We start from the raw sequence: 17,278 nt of genomic DNA, 5'->3' as shown, positions 1-17,278 counted from the left end.
GATCATCATGAAGATAGCTTACCACGACATATATGCTCATCCGTTACCGGCCGATCATCGTTTTCCGATGGTAAAATACGAGCTGATACCGGCACAGTTGCTGCGGGAAGGCGTTATCAGCCATGAACAGCTGTTTATGCCGGAACCAGCCCCCGAAGAAGTGATACTGGCCACCCACACCGCCGACTGGTGGGAGAAGCTGCGCGATCAAACACTGTCGGACAAAGAGCAACGGCATATCGGCTTCCGCCAGTCGCCCCGGCTTACCCAACGGGAGATCGTTATCGCACAGGGCACCATCGATATTGCGCTGCACGCACTGGACCACGGCATCGGCTTCAATGTGGCCGGTGGCACCCACCACGCCTTCGCCGACCGGGGAGAAGGCTTCTGCCTGCTCAACGACTTCGCCATAGCGGCCAATTATCTGCTGCAACAAAAGAAAGTGAAAAAAGTGCTGATCACCGACCTGGACGTACATCAGGGCAACGGCACCGCTGCCTTGTTTGCCGGCAACGACCGGGTGTTTACGTTCAGCATGCATGGCGCCCATAACTATCCCTTCCATAAAGAGACCTCCGATCTGGACATCCCGCTGCCGGATGGCATCACAGACAGCACCTACCTGCAACTGCTGGAAGAAGCGCTGCCACGGCTGATAGAGCAGGTAAAGCCCGATATCGTATGTTATCTCTCAGGGGTGGATGTGCTGGAAACAGACCGGTTTGGTAAACTTAAACTAACCGCTGAAGGCTGCCGGCAGCGGGACGAAATCGTTTTCAGCCTGCTGCACAGGCACGGCATCCCCTGCGCTGTGGCCATGGGTGGCGGTTATTCCACCCGCATCAGCGATATTGTGAACGCGCATTGCCATACCTTCAAAACAGGACTGAGCATTTACGGATTTTGATATTTAGAGATTTTGATATTTAGCAGATCCTTTATCGGCTATAACCCTGAATAACAGGGCGATGCCGTTTAAGAACCCTATTAATATCAAAATGACAAAATATCAGAATTTCTAAATGATCCGTCCGTCTTTCATCAGTAATTGCCGGTCGCTCAACGGAGCCAGCTCTTCGTTGTGCGTAACGATAATAAAGGTTTGCTGAAACTGATCTCTCAGTTGAAGGAACATATTGTGCAGCTCCCGGGCGTTGTGGGAGTCGAGGTTACCGGTAGGCTCATCGGCCATTACCACGTCGGGGTTGTTGATCAGCGCACGCGCCACAGCCACCCGCTGTTGTTCGCCACCGGAGAGCGCATTTGGTTTGTGCTCCAAACGATGCCCCAGGCCGAGGGTTTTCAGTAAAAACGCTGCTTTTTCCTTTACCTCGCTTCTGCGGGTACCGGCAATAAAACCGGGGATGCAGACATTCTCCAGCGCACTGAATTCAGGCAGCAGGTGATGGAACTGAAAGATAAAGCCAATATGTCGGTTCCGGAAGTCAGCCAGCTCATTGCCGCTTAAACCCGTCAGATTGACATTATTCAGCCAGATCTCGCCCTGGGTGGGCTGGTCCAGTGTTCCGAGTATATGCAGCAGCGTACTTTTGCCTGCCCCGGACGACCCAACGATCGTTACGATCTCACCTTTACTGACAGTAATATCTACTCCCCTGAGAATCGGTAAGTTGGAATAATTTTTGGTAACATTGCGAGCGGTTAGCATAACCCAAAGAAAAGTAAATAACCGATAAAATAGTAAAAGTTGTTTATTTCAAATTAAATAATACTTTTGCGGAAAATTAAAAAGTAAAAATTTTAATAAGATGTACTGGACATTAGAATTAGCTTCATACCTGGAGGACGCTCCATGGCCAGCTACTAAAGACGAACTTATTGATTACGCCATTCGTTCCGGTGCACCGATCGAAGTAATCGAGAATTTGCAGGAGCTGGAGGATGAGGGAGAAATTTATGAGGGGATTGAAGATATCTGGTCTGATTATCCGTCGCAAGACGACTTCTTCTTTAATGAAGATGAGTACTAGATCCTGAGCGTTTATAGTGTACTACTCCCCGGCACCCTGTGCCTGATAAAAAATTAAAGCCGTTACTGTTGTAACGGCTTTTTTATTTGGTTATTTAGTTATCTGATTATTTAAGTATTTTCTGAAAGGGAAAATCCCTAAATAATCAAATAACTAAATGGCTAAATGTTATTATTTGTCTAATGCTTCCATGATAGCATTGGAAACACCGGTGAAGGAGAATCCGCCGTCATGATAGAGGTTCTGCATCGTTACCATTCTGGTCATATCGGAGAACAGGGTCACCAGGTAATCAGCGCAGTTGTCAGCAGAAGCGTTGCCCAGCGGGCTCATTTTTTCTGCGTAGCCGATGAAACCACCGAAACCTTTCACACCGCTGCCGGCAGTAGTCGGCGTAGGGGACTGGGATACCGTGTTCACACGTACTTTATTTTTGATACCATAGTGGTAACCGAAGCTGCGGGCCACGGATTCCAGCATCGCTTTAGCATCAGCCATTTCACTATAGTCAGGGAATGCACGTTGTGCAGCGATATAAGTGAGTGCCACTACAGAACCCCATTCGTTGATGGCGTCCATCTGATAAGCGGTTTGCAGCACACGGTGTAAAGACAGTGCGGAAATATTGAGGGTTTTCAGCGAAAAGTCATAGTCCAGGTCTGTATAAGAGCGTCCTTTACGAACGTTCAGGCTCATGCCCACAGAGTGGAGTACAAAATCTATTTTACCGCCAAAATGCTCCATGGATTTGGTAAAAAGATTTTTCAGGTCATCCGTGATGGTTACATCTGCCGGAATAACAGGGGCCTTGCAGATTTCAGCCAGTTTGTTGATCTCACCCATACGCAGCGCGACAGGTGCATTGGTGAGCACTATTTCAGCGCCTTCTTCCACACAACGGAGCGCAGTTCTCCAGGCCAGAGACTTTTCGTCCAGTGCACCAAAGATGATACCTTTCTTTCCTTTTAATAAGTTATGAGCCATTTGGTCAAAATTAATTTTGGCAAAAATAGTCGTTATAGTTGAAAAAAAAAGTTATTGCTTCCCTGCCATGGCTTTTTAGCATTCGGGCAGGGAAGCAATAACGGTTACGCCTGTGTTATCTTACCATTTCGCGGGCATTTTCAAGGGCAGCGGCTGTAGGCCGTTCTCCACTGAGCATTTGCGCGATCTTGTCTATTCTCTCTTCCATAGAGAGCAGCCTTACGCTGGTGGTCACTTTTTCCGCACGGGCATCTTTATATACAAAATAATGTGCGTCAGCTTTACCGGCAATCTGCGGCTGGTGCGTAATACAGATGATCTGATGTGCCTTGGCCAGGTCTTTCAGGATAACGCCCACCTGTCTGGCAGCTTCACCGGAAATACCGGTATCAATTTCATCGAAGATGAGGGTAGGCAATGCAACTGATTGCGCCACCAGTGATTTGATGCAGAGCATCAGACGGCTCAACTCACCACCGGAAGCCACTTTGCCTACCGGTGCAAACTGGTTGCTGCGGTTGGCATCAAACAGGAACTCGATGGTATCTTGTCCGTAAGGGTTCAGCTCTCCCTGTACAATATCTACCTTAAGGCGCGCATTGGGCATGCCTACCTGCGCCAGCAGCGAGTTTACCTTTTTCTCAAAAGGCGCCACCTGCTCCTGCCTTTCGGCTGTAATGGCCGCCGCATCCTTCACCAGCGCCTCGTATAGCTGCGCCTGTTCTTTTTCCAGCGTCGCCAGCTGCTCATCGAGGTTCAGCACACCATCTACTTTTGCAGCCAGCGTGTCTTTGATGACCAGCAGTTCGTCGGTGGTCTGTACGCCGTGTTTCTTGAAGAGCCGATATCCCAGCGTCATCCGTTCATTTACCTGCTCAATGCGTTGTGCGTCGTAATGTACCTGATCGTTGATACTGTCTACTTCACCGGCAATGTCCTGTAGTTCCAGATAGGCAGACAGCATCCTTTCCGATACGGCCGGCATGTCTTTGTGGAACGAGGAAATATGTTGAATGGAGGATTGTAGTTGTTTCAGCTGTTGCAGGATGGGTTGTTCATCTTCCTTCAGCTGGAAAAATACCCGGTTCAGGGTATTTTTGATCTCTTCCGCATGTGTCAGCAGCTGCAGCTCATTGTCCAGCTCTTCCACTTCATTGGGACTGAAATCCGCTTCCAGCAGCTCATCCAGGAGGAATTTGTTATAGTCCAGCTCTTTGTTGGCCTGATCGCGGTCATCCTGCAGCTGTTTGTATTTTTTCTGCACCTGCAGGTATTGCAGGAACAGGTTATGGTAAACCTGTAAAGCAGATGGTTTGGCCAGTGCGTCAATTACTTCCCGCTGAAAATCGGCGTTGCCCAGTTCCAGGGTATCAAATTGCTGGTGCAGGTCTACCAGGTAGCCTGCCAGCTCAGACAGCTGGGATATGTTAACAGGAGTATCATTTACAAACGCCCTTGATTTGCCGGCAGCGCTGATTTCCCGACGGATGATCAGCGGGTCTTCCAGGTCCAGTTCATGTTGCTGAAAAAAAGCGGCCACCTGTGTTTTTTTCACCTTGAAGATGCCTTCAATCACACATTTGCCGGTTTTATCGAACAGTACTCCGGGATCAGCGCGTTCTCCCAGGATCATGGAAAGGGCGCCCAGCAGGATAGATTTACCGGCACCGGTTTCACCGGTAATGACATTAAGGTTACCTGAAAAATCCACTTCCAGGTGGTCAATAATGGCGTAGTTTTTAATGATTAGTCGCTGTAACATAAGTCAGGAAATAACTTGAATCACAATTTTCCTCCCCGTTCAACTGCCGTTTACACGTTGTATGCCTGCTTTTGCCCGTTGGTCGAGGGAGTTTTTATAATCGTGGCCTTTCATGTCCATACATTGCTGATAACATTGAATGGCTTTGGTTTTATCTTTTCGTTTTTCGTAAATATACCCTAATTGCAGGGAAGCTCTGGCGGCATAATACTCCGGCCTGTTAGCTCCTACCTTGATCGTCACTTCGTACATGGTAATGGCTTTGTCGTCTTGTCCGGTTTCATCATAGATACGGCCAAGGCGATAGGCATATTCCAGTTTGTCTTCCATGGCAGGGAAATCGGACGCTTTTTTTGTCAGCAGCAGTTTCAGTGCCTCATTAAAGAACCCGCCGTCGCTCTGCAATCGCACTTTCAACAGGAAGGGATTGGGCCATTTGCCGCTTTCCGCTTCCTTCAGCGCCTGTTTGTCGGCATCTGTTTCCGTACCGCCCCGGCTCAGGATCATGTTCCTGTATTTGTTGGCCATGGTCTGATTGCCTTCCAGGTAATAGAACCAGCTTAACCGTTGCAGGCACTCCTTCACATAGAACTTCCCTTTAAAATCGTTGACGAACCGCTCCAGGTATACGTGCGCATCGCTGTCGAGCCGGGTCAGTTTCAACAATCCGAACACATAGTTATAGTATTCTATATCTGCATATTCATTGGAGTCATGCCGTTCTTCCAGTACCCGGATGCCATTGGCTGCCTTCTGGTTGTTCAGTGACAGGTTGGCCACCATCAGGGCATACAGGTAGTTATTCTTGGTATCCAGCTGCTTTTTTTGCAGAAAAGCCCAGGTGTCCTCGGGTTTATTCACAATAAAGAGCATCAGATAACAATAGTAATAATAGGATTCTTCCCTGAACAGTTTAGCTTCCGGCGCATTGCTTTCAATAAAAGCATTCACATTTTCCATGCCCTGATGGATACTTCCCTTCATTCCCAGAATGTTGGTAATCCACTTATACCCCTCCGGGATAGTGCCGAAAACCGTTTGCATGGCTCCCAGTAATAAGCGGTTAGGCATAAAGTCCGGAAACCGGCGCTGGTTTTCCTTCAGGGTCATGTAAGCTTTGCGGATCTCCCAGGTAGCGTCCCATTTTTCATTGAACTTGATTTTGATCATCGCCCATTGAAACTTGATGGCCGCCTGTGTATACAGATAATAGGGAGAATCCGGTGATCCTTCCAGCATCATATCCAGCCGGATGGAGCGCATGCCTCTTTTCCGGGCGTATTCTGCCGGGTCTTCATTGAAAAACAACGGGAAAAAGTCCACGTAGTTATCCAGAAAATAAGGCACCAGGTTGTCCGGGTTTTCTTTCTTTTCTGCTTCCAACAGCGCCTTGCCGGCGTTCAACCGTAATTCCATGATGGCTTCATACGCCTGTTCACAACGGCTGTTGAAATCATAGGTCTTCTGTCTTGCTTCAACGGTAAATCCTAATCCCAGCAAAAGAATCAAAGAAAAAATAATACGCATAAGGGCAAAATTCCTGGAATAATCTCAAATCTCACACAACAATTCCACAAATCCCAAATTAACAATTCACATTTTTTAAATGTTGCATGCCCCATCCAATTTCCTGCCACAAATTAAAAGAACTGCTACGCAAACTACCTGCGTATGGTGTACAGGGGCAAAGCTAACATATTTAGTAAAACAAAGCTAAATAAATTAGTATATTTTTATAACGATAACACCTATACGAAAAAAGGGCATCCATGGATGCCCTTTTTCAATGTTTTCGGTGTGCCTGATCGCATCAGATGGTAACAGTCGCCTCGAGGTCGTTGTCTACCAGGATACGGCCGCAGTGCTCACAAACGATGATTTTTTTGTGTTGACGGATCTCTGCCTGACGTTGAGGAGGGATCGCGTTGTAGCAACCGCCGCAGGAGTCACGCTCTACCGTTACCACGGCCAGGCCGTTACGGTAGTTTTTGCGGATTTTCTCGTAAGCAGCCAGTAAACGGGGGTCTACCTTGGCTTTAGCGTCTTCACTTTCCTTGCGGAAAGCTTTTTCCTCTTTCTCCGTTTCTGCTACGATTTTCTCCAGTTCCCCTTTCTTGTGCTTCAGGTTAGCCTCTTTGTCGGCGATCGCCTTTTTAGCCACTTCCAGGGTGCGGGATTTTTCTTTTATCTCTTCGTTCGCGTCTTTGATATGCTTTTCAGCCAGTTTGATCTCCAGTGACTGCATCTCCATTTCCTTGGTGATCGCCTCAAACTCACGGTTGTTCTTCACATTGTCCTGCTGCTTCTCATACTTCTTGATCAGCGCTTCTGCATCTTTAATAGCAGTTTTCTTGCTGGCAACGAAGTCCTGGATACCTTTGATCTCATTTTCGATATGAGACTGACGTGTATTTAACCCTTCGATCTCATCTTCCAGGTCCTTTACTTCAATCGGCAACTCCCCTTTCAACACCTGGATTTCATCCAGCTTGGAATCAATCTTCTGCAGCTTGAGCACAGATGCTAATTTTTCTTCAACGGAGTATTCTTTTACGGTAGCCATGTATTATAAATAATTTACCGGGTTTGTTTTAATCGTAGATTTAAGAGGCGCAAAATTACGGAATTTTTCAGTCAATATATGATAAAATAATTCCACTGTGAACTGCTCACTCTCGAAATGTCCGATGTCTGCTATAACTATTTGATTATCAGCGTCAAAAAATTCATGATATTTAAAATCCGCGGAAATATAGGCATCCGCCCCCGCCGCAATGGCCCGCTTTAGCAGAAAGCTACCTGCTCCCCCGCACAAAGCCACCTTCTTTACCGGACGGCCCCTCAACGGGGTATACCGCACACAACCGGTCTGGAACTGCTGCTTCACCCACGCCAGGAACGCCTGCTCCTCCATCGCCTCCGGCAGCTCGCCCACCAACCCGGAACCTACCTGCTGGTAAGCATTGTCCAGCGTCACCACATCGTAAGCCACCTCTTCATAGGGATGGCTTGCCAACAGGGCCTGTACAATCCCGGATTCCAAATATACCGGAAAAATCACTTCCAACTTTATTTCAGTCTCAAAATGTCGTTCACCAGGGGTGCCTACATACGGATCGGTACCTGCCCCTCCCCTGAAAGTGCCCTGCCCTTCGGCATTAAAGCTGCATTCGCTGTAATCGCCGATATGTCCGGCGCCGGCGGTAAACAAAGCAGCCCTTACCTTCTCCGCGTCCGCTACCGGCACAAAAGTATACAGTTTCTTCAACAGACCGGTCTTCGGCTGCAATACCCTGCACCGCTCCAGCCCCAGCCGGTCCGCCATCTGCGCACATACGCCGTTACGCACATTATCCAGATTGGTATGCGCTGCATACACGGCAATATCATGCTTGATAGCCTTAATAGCCACCCGCTCCACATAGGAACGGCCGTTAATCTTTTTCAGTCCGCCGAAAACAATAGGATGATGGGCCACCACCAGGTTGCATCCCCGCGCCATCGCCTCATCGATCACCGCCTCGGTGGCATCCAGCGTCAACAACACATTGGTCACCTCCCACGACGGATCACCGAAGATCAGGCCGGCGTTATCGTAACTTTCCTGGTACGGTAAAGGCGCATAGGCCTCCAGTACCTGTATGATCTCTTTTATCTTCATAGCAAAGCAATTGGTATCCTGTACATTTGCAAAAAATCCAGTTATGACAGGAAGCAAATCTACTGCAGAACAATATACCGGGTACCAGTCAAAGATGCAAAAAATTGCAGACGTAAGAAACACCATGGCTGTATTGGGCTGGGACCAGGAAACATACCTGCCTGAAAAAGGCGCCGCCTTCAGAGGCCAGCAACTGACCACCCTCAGCGGCATCGCCCATGAACTGTTCACCGAAGACGCCCTCGGCGACCTGCTCCGGCAACTGCACAACCACAGCGAACTCGACGCCCTCCAGCAGAAAAACATCGCCCTCTCCCTGGAAGACTACGATAAAAACAAAAAATATCCGGCATCGTTCGTGGCAGAGATGTCCAATACCACCAACGAATGCTACCACGCCTGGATCAAAGCCCGTAAAGCCAACGACTACAGCATCTTTGCGCCGGCCCTCACCAAAATGATCGCCCTCAAAAAACAGGAAACCACCATCCTGGGATATGAAGGCCATCCCTATAACGCCCTGCTCAACGAATACGAGAAAGGCGCCACCACTACCATGCTGGACAAAATCTTTGAGGACGTGAAAAAAGCCCTCTCCCCCCTGCTGGCGAAAATTGAAGCCAGACCACAGGTAGAAAAAGATTTCCTGCTAAAACACTATGATCGCGATAAACAGTGGCAGCTGGGCCTCGATCTGCTGAAAGAAATGGGTTACGATCTCCAGGCCGGCAGGCAGGATATCTCCGAGCACCCTTTCACTACCAGCTTCAACCCCCACGATGTACGCGTCACCACCCGCATCGATGAGAATGACTTCGGCAATATGACCTGGAGCTGCATCCATGAAGGCGGCCACGCCCTCTACGAACAAGGCCTCCCGGCAGAACAATACGGCCTCCCCTGCGGAGAAGCTGCCAGCCTCGGCATCCACGAATCACAATCCCGCCTCTGGGAAAACAACGTGGGCCGCAGCCTGAACTTCTGGAAATTCCACTACGCCCGCCTACAGCAGCTCTTCCCCGAAAACCTGGGCAACGTATCAGTGGAAAGATTCTATCAGGCCATCAATCAGGTGCAGCCATCCCTGATCCGTACGGAAGCGGATGAACTAACCTACCATTTTCACATCATGATCCGCTATGAAATAGAAAAAGGACTGATGGATGGCAGTATTCCGGTCAACGATCTGCAACAGGTATGGAATGAGCACTACCGGCAATACCTGCACGTAACTGTACCGGATGACGTACAGGGCGTTTTACAGGACATCCACTGGTCACACGGCAGCTTCGGTTATTTCCCTACCTACTCCCTCGGCAGCTTCTATGCCGCCCAGTTCTTTACCACCGCCCAAAAGCAGGTACCAGGGCTGGACAATGCGATCAGCCAGGGCAACTACCATTCGCTGCTCGAATGGCTGCGCGCCAATATCCATCCCTTCGGACGGTTCTATACTTCCAATGAACTCTGTAAGAAAGTGACCGGCCAGGAACTACAATTCAGTTATTTCCTCGACTACGCAGCGAAAAAATATGCCGGTATTTACAACTGGTAAATTCACGCCGGTACGACAATACCCGAAAACGGGCCCACTGATGCCATTCAGTGGGCCCGTTTCAGTTATCCACATCGCTAAACCTCCCTACAGATAAGCAGTCACAGGAATTGGCCTGTGGTTTGTTATAACGTAAACGAATGTTGGAATGCAAATCATCAGACAGCCAAATGAATACCAGTAGATCGTCGAAACGCCATACTTTATAGATTATATTATTTTTGCAATTCAATCTCTGTCTAAACATTTAAATCATGAAAAACCGAACCTGGGCCGCTATTGTAGCCCTGCCTGCACTTGCACTGTTATTTACTGCCTGCAACAAAAATGATTCTGACAACAGTGGTAAAGCTAAAATGACGGTATATCTTACCGACGCTCCCGCCAACTATGACGCGGTGAACATAGACATTCAGGACGTACAGGTGAACGCCTCCAATACTGACAACGGCTGGCAATCCATCCATCTGCTGCGCCTTGGTATTTACAACCTGCTGAATTTCAGCAACGGCCTTGATACCGTGCTGGCGTCACAGGATATACCGGCCGGCAACATTTCCCAAATCAGACTAATACTGGGTACCAATAACAGCGTGGTAGTAAAAGGCACCTCCTATCCGTTGTCTACACCTTCCGCGCAACAGTCAGGCCTGAAACTCAATGTGCACGCTACCCTGACAGCCGGCATTGAATACCGTCTCTGGCTCGATTTCGATGCTAACCGCTCTGTGGTAACAACCGGCAATGGCGGCTACGTGCTGAAACCGGTGATCCGCACGTATACACAGGCTACCAGCGGCTCCATCAAAGGCATCGCATTACCGCTGCTCCATGTGTCCGGCATTTATGCTATTCAAAATATGGATACAATAGCAGCTGCTAAACCCGACCCGTTAACAGGTACCTACCTGATCCCGGGCCTGAGCGCAGGTGCTTATAACGTTTCCATTGTGGGTGATGGTACCGTAAAAGATACCCTCGTCACCAATGTAAACGTCACTACCGGCCAGGTAACTACTGTCAACGCCATCACACTTCATTTATAATTTATAACATAAAAAAGCCCCGGGCAATAAAGTGACCCGGGGTTTTTATTTGAATATTGTTTTCTACTTTATTTCACGGCTGCGGCCAACTCCTCTGCTGTAGCAACGCCCTGCTTCCTCCACACTTCTTTACCATCTTTATACACGATCAGCGTCGGCAATCCTTTGGCTCCTATAGCTTTCATCACCTCGGTATCATTGCCTCCATCTACTTTCACCAGCTTCACCTGTTGATGACCTTTCAGAAACGCGGCCAATATTGGTTCCAGCTGTTTACAGGGAGGACACCATTCAGCACCTACATCTGTCAGCACCACACCTTTAGCGATTCCTTTGTTGTAAGCGTCCATCGTCAGTTGTGGCTTTTTAGCATGCACGCCTTCCAACTGTAAACCAGCCTGTTTCCAGGCATTCACGCCATTTTCCAGTTCCACTACTTTGCTGAAACCATTCTCCCGCATCCATTGTGCCGCTTTATTGCTGCGCCCTCCGCTGAGGCAATAGATATACACGGGCTTCTGTTTGTCGAGATATTTCACCCGCTCATTAAATTCCGGTTTGTTGGTATAATCCGCCTGTAAAGCATGAGGCAGATGACCAGTGTTAAATTCTGCTGCCGTACGCACATCAAATACCTGTACACCAGGTTGTTGAATGTCTTTGGCAAAAGTCGTCGCATCTTCCTGTTGCGGCTGTTGGGCTTGTAAAGCGCCACCCGTGCACAACAGCAGGGCGGCCATCAAAAAACGGTACATACTGGATTATTTCGGTAAAAAATTAATAAACACTTCGGTCCCCTGTCGGGCAGGGTGAGAATTATAGCACGCTGCTAATGTTTTCAGTTTGAATAATGGTGCAAACAATTCCCGGTACTCAGCCTCACTCCCCCCAAAAGGCGGGCCATCGTGTGAAAAACTTCTGTTAAACAATACGCCGGCCAGATGACCACCGGGCTTGATCAGTGTATGCATGTGCGTTACATAGTCCTGGCGGAAAGAGGGGTCCAGCGCGCAAAAGAAGGTCTGTTCCAATACCACATCATACTTTCCCTGATGCTGAAAAAAATCATCTTCCACTATTTGCAAAGCTGTACCGGCAAAAGTCTGTCGCAATTGCCCGATCAGCGCCGGTGCTATATCCAGTACCGTTACCCGGCGAAATCCTTTCTCCAGCAGGTAAGCCGCTTCGTAACTGTTGCCGGCGCCCGGTATCAGTATTTCCAGGTCCCGGTCCTCCAGCTGATCAATATACGCTTGCAGGGGAGGTGACACCCGGCCCATATCCCAACCGATATCTCCTGTCAAATAACGGTTATTCCAGTATTGAGGGTCTGTAGTCTCCATATTATCATTCCGCTTAAAATCGCTATTTACAAACATAATTGTTATTTTTATACTTTATTTCCCGATTGACCACCCTATGCCTGATGAAAAACACTAGGATTGCCATCGTTTTGCTACTCCTGCTTGTATTTTCCTGTGACCTGTTAGCGCAAAACGTAGAGATTTTACCAGATAAAACTGCCGATTGTCCTCCTTTTACGGTTGCTTTCAATACCCGTCTCGATCCCGGCTATACCAGCCTGGAATGGGATTTCGGTATCGGCGCCAAGGTGACCGGCAACCCCACTCCTTCCAGAATATTCCCTGATCCGGGCGTATATCACGTCGTTCTCACAGTGGATTATTCAGGAAAAAAAATCACCAAAACAGTAGACATTACCGTGTACAACAGACCGGTCGTTTCCTTTACGGTGGATAAAACCAGCGGCTGTAAACCGCTGAAGGTTAATTTTACCGACCACTCCACCCCCGGCGACGGCACCATCGAAAGCATCATCTGGAACTTCGGCGACGGTGCTGCTGACGGAGGCCCCACCGTTTCCCACGAATTCACGGAAACCGGTTCATACAACGTTATCAGCCTGGTAACCAACAGCAAAGGATGCCGCACCAGCAGCGATCCGGTGACCATCACCGCCAAAGAAGCGCCGGTACTCTCTTTCACGGCAGACAAAACACAGAGCTGCGTAGCGCCGCTAACAGTCACCTTCCAGAACACAAGCACCAACACCACCGGAGATCCGATCTCGTATGTGTGGGACTACGGTGACGGTACTACGGGCACAGACGCCGTTCACACCTATACCACAGAAGGCAGTTTTACCGTCACGCTCCTTCCCACCAGCACCAACAGCTGCGCGGCGCCACTGGTGAAAAAGGATTTTGTTGTCATCAAAAAACTAACGCCCGGCTTCGAGCTGAAACAAGGATGTGCCGGCACGCTGGCCACATTGTCCAGCACTACCACCCCTGTACCTGATAAGATTACGTGGACCCTGCCGGACGGCAGCACTGTTACCGGCTTCAACTCTTCCTTTTTTGCTGCCGCTGCCGGTGATTACAAGGTGAAGATGAGCGCCACCATCGGTACCTGCTCTCAGGATATTGAACAAACAGTACATATCAACGAACGCCCTACGATCGATCCCATAGGCACTCCTACCAGGTCTTGCGCAGCCCCGCTCACCACCAGCTTTAAAGCACAGTCGCAGAACGCGACTTCCTGGTTATGGGACTTTGGCGACGGCACCACCTCTACGGAAGAAAATCCAACACATACCTATAACCGCTACGGTTCATATAGCATTACGCTCCAGGCTTCCAATGGCAGCAATTGTACAACAACAGCGGGCAAAAACGGCTACATCCTCATCACCCCGCCATCTGCCACGATCTTCCCCGCCGGCACGGAAGGCTGCCTACCGATGACCATTCCGTTTAACGCGCAGGTGACCAGTATCGATGCCGTGGCCAGCTATGCATGGGACTTCGGAGATGGCACCACCTCCAACGAGGCCAATCCCACGCATGTTTTTGACAAAGAAGGAATTTTTATAGTCACACTGAAAATAACGACCGTTGGTGGTTGTACTGCAGAAGCTAAAACTACTTTCCATACCGGAGCACCGCCCGTAGTGGACTTTACGGCAACGCCACTCATATCCTGTGCGATAGACCCCGTGCAGTTTACCAACCTGTCCACACCTGTTGGGCCTTATGTTACCTACATGTGGATTTTTCCGCAGGACAATGGTACCATCACCGGCAAAGACCCCAGCTACAGCTTTAATCATATCGGCCAGCACGACGTACGCCTGGTAGTGAATAACAACGGCTGTATCCGTGAACTGCTCAAACCAAAATATATTCAGATATTACCGCCCCAAGCCCGGTTCTCCGTCGTTCCGGACTGTGTGGACCCTTATCACCGGCAGTTCAAAGATGCCTCCGATTTCGGGCCTGAACCGGCGCCACAGAAAAAATGGTTCTGGGATTTTGGAGAAGGCGGCGCCACCTCTACGCTGCAAAACCCGGAATTCCACTATACCACTACCGGCAGCAAAACGGTAAAACTACGTGTAGACAATGGCGTTTGTAAATCCGATACCATCATCAACATCAACATTATAGATGAAAAACCAGTACTGATGCCGGACGTACCATGGGTATGTATTGGTAAATCATTGCACGTGAGCCTTGGTCCGCTGACTGCCGGTAATATCAACTCCTATGCATGGGATTGGGGCGATAACACGCAGCTGTACTTCATGGGTTATGAGATGGACCCCTCTAAAGGCCTGTCTCATATTTACCGGAAGTCAGGCACCTATACCATCAAGCTCACTATTGTGGATAAAAATGGCTGCGTACGTACAGCCGTTCCCGTTACAGTGGATGTACATGGTGCTGTAGCAGATTTTACTGTTACCGGCAGAAAATGTATAAAAGATGAGCTTACGTTTACCGATAAATCCACCATCGATGCTGGTAACAAAATCGTCAACTGGACATGGGATTTCGGCGACGGCAGTCCCGTGGAAAGCAACAACATACAGCCCCTCAACAGCAAACACACTTATACCAACTTCAAATCCTATACAGTAACACTCACCACCACCGATCAATATGGCTGTATCATTCCGGCGCAACAGCAGGTGTACCTCGAAGCCGTGAAAGCTGATTTTTCCCAGCCGGCCAACGTGGTGTGCAAAGGCAGCCGGTTCTATTTCAACAGCAGGTCCGCAGGCAGCGTTGTAGACTATGCGTGGGACTTTGGGGATAACACTACCGGTACCGGCGATAATCCGGCCAAGACCTACACCGCTTCCGGCACTTATGATGTTACGCTGAAAATTACCACACGGGAAGGATGTACCGACCAGATCACCAAAAAACAGGCACTTCGTATACCCGATCCCGTAGCCGACTTTTCGTTTCCGCCCAACCTGGAACTTTGTCCTCCGGTAACCGTACCGTTTACCAACAAGTCCAGCGACTATGTGAAGTCCCTCTGGGAGTTCGGTGATAACAGCACCTCCTCCAAAAATGATCCTGGTAATCACATCTATGTGCGCGCCAAAACATACAACGTTAAACTGACCGTATATTCAGAAGGTGATTGTCCCGCCAGCAAAACAATTCCTGTTACGATAGAAGGACCTGACGGCTCCTTTACCGCTACGCCGGCAACCGGCTGCGTGCCGCTGGCAGTAAGCATTACAGCCGTTGCCAATAAAACCACTAATTTCCAGTGGGACTTTGATGATGGCACCGTATTAAAAACAACAGCCCCTGTTGCCCCCGCACATACCTACACCAAACCAGGTATTTATACCCCACGGGTATCGTTGATCGATGATAAAGGATGTGCCGTCAAAGCGGAAGGCGACGACAAGATAGTGGCAGACAATGCTGTGGCTGATTTCACGATAGACAACAGTGCCGCCTGTGGTGGTGGTAATGTGTTGTTCAAAAACACCAGCACCGCTGTGACCAATGATCTGCTGGGACTTCCTTTCGCCAGCAAATGGACTTATACACCGACCAACACCGGCACCGGGAAAGACGGCTCCTTTAATTATCCCCAGCCCGGCAACTACAACGTGACATTGGAAATAACCAGTAACTACGGTTGTAAAGACCAGAAAACACTGCCGGTGGTGATACCACCGCAGCCGCAGCCCGCTATTGCCGCCATCCCTGAGTTATGTGTGGCAGGAAAAGTACAGCTGCGTGGCAGCGACACCAAAAACCTTCCGGCCACCAAATGGAAATGGCAGTTGGGCAATGGCCAGGAATTCGACATACCGTCGCCACCGGATATGGATTTCAACACCATTGGCGTAACGCCGGTTAAACTGACGATCACCAATGCGGATGGCTCCTGTCCTGCTAGTGCCACCGCCAACATCGTGGTACATCCTGCTCCCAACCTGCAACCAACGCCGCTGGAGTCCAGCATCTGTAAAGGCGCCTCACTGCAACTGTTTGCCAATACGGATGATAATGCCACAGTAAGTTGGACGCCTTACAATATTTCCAGCGCCACCAGTAAAACACCTACCGTAAAACCTGACAAGGATATGGTCTATACCATACAGGCCGTCAGCGAGTTTGGATGTAAAAGTACTGGCAGTGTGCGCGTTACGGTGATACAACCTTTCCGGATGTTTGCACTCGACGCTACCATCTGCGCCGGCAAAAGTGTACAAATGCAGTCAGGCGGTGCCTATCGTTATAAATGGATACCCACCACCGGCCTCGACAACGCCAATATTGCAGACCCGGTGGCCACCCCGGCTACCACCACCAACTACCAGGTAGTAGGATATGATGATATCGGTTGCTTTACTGATACCGTGCTGGCCAAAGTAACGGTACAACCATCGCCGCAGGTCAACCTCGGGCCGGACATGGAAGTTGCTGCCGGCAGCATTATACCCATACCCGCCGTAGGCAGCAGCGACATCACGCAGGTAGAATGGACGCCTATCAACAACCTGAGCTGCAACACCTGCCTTGCTCCGGTGGTAACGCCTAAAGGCAGCACCATCTATCACGTCACCGTAATGAACCGCTACGGCTGCATCGCCAGCGATGATATCCACATCAAAACTATCTGCAACGGGGGTAATATCTTCATTCCCAATACCTTCTCGCCCAATGGCGATGGCATGAATGATGTCTTCTATATCCGTGGCCGTGGTATGCAGACCGTTCGTGTGTTCCGTATCTACAACCGTTGGGGCCAGGTGATGTTTGAACGCTTCGGTATCACCGGCGATGATCCCTCCTTCGGTTGGGATGGCCGTTTCAAAGGCACCTTGCTCAATCCGGACGTATATGTGTATTACGCAGAAGTCATCTGTGACAGCGGAGAATCAATCATCATGAAGGGCAACGTGACACTGATCAGGTAACAGGCCATCCCGTT

The 17,278-nt window shown here is 49.4% G+C and carries 13 protein-coding genes; 5 read left to right on the top strand and 8 right to left on the bottom strand.

Annotation, left to right across the window (positions count from 1 at the left end; genetic code table 11):
- Positions 1–7: 7 nt before the first annotated feature.
- Positions 8–910, top strand: coding sequence for a histone deacetylase family protein (locus ICL55_RS25000; RefSeq protein ID WP_188102592.1), 903 nt, complete (start codon positions 8–10; stop codon positions 908–910).
- A 111-nt stretch (positions 911–1,021) separates the two neighbouring features.
- Here the strand turns inward: ICL55_RS25000 and ICL55_RS24995 are convergent, their stop codons facing one another.
- Positions 1,022–1,672, bottom strand: coding sequence for an ABC transporter ATP-binding protein (locus ICL55_RS24995; RefSeq protein WP_188102590.1), 651 nt, complete (start codon positions 1,670–1,672; stop codon positions 1,022–1,024).
- Positions 1,673–1,772: 100 nt separating this feature from the next.
- Between ICL55_RS24995 and ICL55_RS24990 the strand changes: the two genes are divergently transcribed.
- On the top strand, positions 1,773–1,994 hold the full coding sequence (locus ICL55_RS24990) for a DUF2795 domain-containing protein (RefSeq protein ID WP_012794455.1): 222 nt from the start codon (positions 1,773–1,775) through the stop codon (positions 1,992–1,994).
- Between the two features lie 171 nt (positions 1,995–2,165).
- Here ICL55_RS24990 and ICL55_RS24985 read toward each other — a convergent pair whose 3' ends face one another.
- From ICL55_RS24985 to ICL55_RS24965, 5 genes are all read right to left on the bottom strand, one after another.
- Complete coding sequence (locus ICL55_RS24985) at positions 2,166–2,978, bottom strand: enoyl-ACP reductase FabI (protein ID WP_188102588.1); 813 nt, start codon at positions 2,976–2,978, stop codon at positions 2,166–2,168.
- A 115-nt stretch (positions 2,979–3,093) separates the two neighbouring features.
- Positions 3,094–4,740, bottom strand: coding sequence for a DNA repair protein RecN (gene recN, locus ICL55_RS24980; RefSeq protein WP_188102586.1), 1,647 nt, complete (start codon positions 4,738–4,740; stop codon positions 3,094–3,096).
- 39 nt (positions 4,741–4,779) lie between these two features.
- Complete coding sequence (locus tag ICL55_RS24975) at positions 4,780–6,267, bottom strand: tetratricopeptide repeat protein (RefSeq protein ID WP_188102584.1); 1,488 nt, start codon at positions 6,265–6,267, stop codon at positions 4,780–4,782.
- Between the two features lie 283 nt (positions 6,268–6,550).
- On the bottom strand, positions 6,551–7,303 hold the full coding sequence (locus tag ICL55_RS24970; protein ID WP_168810381.1) for a zinc ribbon domain-containing protein: 753 nt from the start codon (positions 7,301–7,303) through the stop codon (positions 6,551–6,553).
- A gap of 3 nt (positions 7,304–7,306) precedes the next feature.
- On the bottom strand, positions 7,307–8,401 hold the full coding sequence (locus tag ICL55_RS24965; RefSeq protein ID WP_188102582.1) for a Nif3-like dinuclear metal center hexameric protein: 1,095 nt from the start codon (positions 8,399–8,401) through the stop codon (positions 7,307–7,309).
- 43 nt (positions 8,402–8,444) lie between these two features.
- Here ICL55_RS24965 and ICL55_RS24960 point away from each other — a divergent pair, with 43 nt between their 5' ends.
- Both ICL55_RS24960 and ICL55_RS24955 read left to right on the top strand, forming a co-directional pair.
- Positions 8,445–9,956, top strand: a complete 1,512-nt coding sequence (locus ICL55_RS24960; RefSeq protein WP_188102581.1) for a carboxypeptidase M32 — start codon at positions 8,445–8,447, stop codon at positions 9,954–9,956.
- Positions 9,957–10,210: 254 nt separating this feature from the next.
- Positions 10,211–11,002, top strand: a complete 792-nt coding sequence (locus ICL55_RS24955) for a DUF4382 domain-containing protein (RefSeq protein ID WP_188102578.1) — start codon at positions 10,211–10,213, stop codon at positions 11,000–11,002.
- Positions 11,003–11,070: 68 nt separating this feature from the next.
- Here ICL55_RS24955 and ICL55_RS24950 read toward each other — a convergent pair whose 3' ends face one another.
- Both ICL55_RS24950 and ICL55_RS24945 read right to left on the bottom strand, forming a co-directional pair.
- Positions 11,071–11,757 carry a rhodanese-like domain-containing protein gene (locus ICL55_RS24950; RefSeq protein ID WP_188102576.1) on the bottom strand — a complete coding sequence of 229 codons (687 nt, stop codon included), beginning with the start codon at positions 11,755–11,757 and terminating at the stop codon, positions 11,071–11,073.
- Between the two features lie 6 nt (positions 11,758–11,763).
- A complete protein-coding gene (locus ICL55_RS24945) occupies positions 11,764–12,381 on the bottom strand; it encodes a methyltransferase (RefSeq protein WP_246496573.1) in 618 nt (205 codons plus the stop codon).
- A 47-nt stretch (positions 12,382–12,428) separates the two neighbouring features.
- Here ICL55_RS24945 and ICL55_RS24940 point away from each other — a divergent pair, with 47 nt between their 5' ends.
- Positions 12,429–17,264 (top strand): PKD domain-containing protein, encoded by a 4,836-nt coding sequence (locus ICL55_RS24940; protein WP_188102574.1) that lies wholly within the window; start codon positions 12,429–12,431, stop codon positions 17,262–17,264.
- Positions 17,265–17,278: the final 14 nt, after the last annotated feature.

This window comes from Chitinophaga varians, assembly GCF_014529945.1.
In the GTDB taxonomy this organism is placed as follows: domain Bacteria; phylum Bacteroidota; class Bacteroidia; order Chitinophagales; family Chitinophagaceae; genus Chitinophaga; species Chitinophaga varians.
Note: the sequence above shows the minus strand (reverse complement) of the source record. Positions and strands in the feature narration are given on the sequence as shown.

What these genes read in the sequence shown, in the direction of transcription:
- ICL55_RS25000 (WP_188102592.1), top strand. Translation starts at nt 8, where the DNA reads ATGAAGATAGCTTACCACGACATATATGCTCATCCGTTACCGGCCGAT.
- ICL55_RS24995 (WP_188102590.1), bottom strand. Translation starts at nt 1,672, where the DNA reads ATGCTAACCGCTCGCAATGTTACCAAAAATTATTCCAACTTACCGATT.
- ICL55_RS24990 (WP_012794455.1), top strand. Translation starts at nt 1,773, where the DNA reads ATGTACTGGACATTAGAATTAGCTTCATACCTGGAGGACGCTCCATGG.
- ICL55_RS24985 (WP_188102588.1), bottom strand. Translation starts at nt 2,978, where the DNA reads ATGGCTCATAACTTATTAAAAGGAAAGAAAGGTATCATCTTTGGTGCA.
- recN (WP_188102586.1), bottom strand. Translation starts at nt 4,740, where the DNA reads ATGTTACAGCGACTAATCATTAAAAACTACGCCATTATTGACCACCTG.
- ICL55_RS24975 (WP_188102584.1), bottom strand. Translation starts at nt 6,267, where the DNA reads ATGCGTATTATTTTTTCTTTGATTCTTTTGCTGGGATTAGGATTTACC.
- ICL55_RS24970 (WP_168810381.1), bottom strand. Translation starts at nt 7,303, where the DNA reads ATGGCTACCGTAAAAGAATACTCCGTTGAAGAAAAATTAGCATCTGTG.
- ICL55_RS24965 (WP_188102582.1), bottom strand. Translation starts at nt 8,401, where the DNA reads ATGAAGATAAAAGAGATCATACAGGTACTGGAGGCCTATGCGCCTTTA.
- ICL55_RS24960 (WP_188102581.1), top strand. Translation starts at nt 8,445, where the DNA reads ATGACAGGAAGCAAATCTACTGCAGAACAATATACCGGGTACCAGTCA.
- ICL55_RS24955 (WP_188102578.1), top strand. Translation starts at nt 10,211, where the DNA reads ATGAAAAACCGAACCTGGGCCGCTATTGTAGCCCTGCCTGCACTTGCA.
- ICL55_RS24950 (WP_188102576.1), bottom strand. Translation starts at nt 11,757, where the DNA reads ATGTACCGTTTTTTGATGGCCGCCCTGCTGTTGTGCACGGGTGGCGCT.
- ICL55_RS24945 (WP_246496573.1), bottom strand. Translation starts at nt 12,381, where the DNA reads ATGTTTGTAAATAGCGATTTTAAGCGGAATGATAATATGGAGACTACA.
- ICL55_RS24940 (WP_188102574.1), top strand. Translation starts at nt 12,429, where the DNA reads ATGAAAAACACTAGGATTGCCATCGTTTTGCTACTCCTGCTTGTATTT.